Annotated in this window: 1 rRNA gene; it reads left to right on the top strand. The window is 53.7% G+C overall.

The window, feature by feature from the left end:
- Positions 1-1,830 (top strand): 23S ribosomal RNA (locus tag VFQ05_17025); the annotation flags it as partial.

The following is a 1,830-nucleotide window of genomic DNA, read 5'->3' as shown; positions in this document are numbered from 1 at the left end:
GAAGGCCAGGTAACACTGGCTGGAGGCCCGAACGAACCACTGTTGCAATAGTGCGTCGATGATGTGTGGATAGGAGTGAAAGGCTAATCAAGGCTGGCGATAGCTGGTTCTCCCCGAAAGCTATTTAGGTAGTGCCTCGAGTGAATACTCTGGGGGGTAGAGCACTGTTAGGAGAAGGGGACCACCTCGGTCTACCAACTCCTTGCAAACTCCGAATACCCAGAAGTAATGCTCGGGAGACACACGGTGGGTGCTAACGTCCATCGTGAAAAGGGAAATAACCCAGACCATCAGCTAAGGTCCCCAAATTTCGGCTAAGTGGTAAACGATGTGAGAAGGCATAGACAGCCAGGAGGTTGGCTTAGAAGCAGCCATCCTTTAAAGAAAGCGTAATAGCTCACTGGTCTAGTCGGCTCGCGCGGAAGATTTAACGGGGCTCAAGCCGAGTACCGAAGCTATGGGTGTGCGTGCCTTCGGGCGCGTACGCGGTAGGGGAGCGTTCTCTAAGCCTGCGAAGGTGTGCTGTGAGGCATGCTGGAGGTATGAGAAGTGCGAATGCTGACATGAGTAACGTTAAAACGGGTGAAAAACCCGTTCGCCGAAAACCCAAGGTTTCCTGCGCCACGTTAATCGGCGCAGGGTGAGTCGGTTCCTAAGGCGAGGCCGAAAGGCGTAGTCGATGGAAAGCAGGTCAATATTCCTGCACCAGGTATCACTGCGATGGGATGACGGAGAAGGCTAGGTTAGGCGGTGCATGCACCGTCCAAGGTCGTAGGGATTGTCGGTTGGAAAATCCGCCGACATTTATCCAGAGAGCCGAGTGCGAGGGGACTTCGGTCCCCGAGTTAGCCGATGCCACGCTTCCAGGAAAAGCCTCTAAGCTTCAGGTGGTAACTGACCGTACCGTAAACCGACACTGGTGGGTGAGCAGATAATCTGCTTAGGCGCTTGAGAGAACTCGGGTTAAGGAACTCTGCAAATTGATACCGTAACTTCGGGAGAAGGTATTCCTTTGGTTGTTAGTGGACTTGCTCCACGAAGCAGTTAGAGGAGGCACGAAATCGGTGGCTGCGACTGTTTACCAAAAACACAGGACTCTGCGAACACGAAAGTGGATGTATAGGGTCTGACGCTTGCCCGGTGCCGGAAGGTTAATTGATGGGGTCAGCCGCAAGGCGAAGCTCCTGATCGAAGCCCCGGTAAACGGCGGCCGTAACTATAACGGTCCTAAGGTAGCGAAATTCCTTGTCGGGTAAGTTCCGACCTGCACGAAAAGCGTAACGCTGGCCACACTGTCTCGACCCGAGACTCAGTGAAGTTGAAATCGCTGTGAAGATGCGGCGTAGCTGCGGAAAGACGGAAAGACCCCGTGAACCTTTACTACAGCTTTACACTGAACTTTGAACTTGTTTGTGTAGGATAGGTGGGACCCTATGAAGCGGAGGCGCTAGCTTTCGTGGAGGGGACGTTGAAATACCACCCTGACAATTTCGGAGTTCTAACCTCGGCCCGTTATCCGGGCTGGGAACAATGTATGGTGGGTAGTTTGACTGGGGCGGTCTCCTCCCAAAGAGTAACGGAGGAGTGCAAAGGTACGCTCAGCGCGGTCGGTCATCGCGCACAGAGTGCAATGGCACAAGCGTGCTTAACTGTGAGACGTACATGTCGAACAGGTGCGAAAGCAGGTCATAGTGATCCGGTGGTTCTGTATGGAAGGGCCATCGCTCAACGGATAAAAGGTACTCCGGGGATAACAGGCTTATTCCTCCCAAGAGTCCACATCGACGGAGGAGTTTGGCACCTCGATGTCGGCTCATCACATCCTGGGGC

Source organism: Candidatus Eisenbacteria bacterium (genome assembly GCA_035712145.1).
Taxonomy (GTDB): domain Bacteria; phylum Eisenbacteria; class RBG-16-71-46; order RBG-16-71-46; family RBG-16-71-46; genus DASTBI01.
Note: the sequence above shows the minus strand (reverse complement) of the source record. Positions and strands in the feature narration are given on the sequence as shown.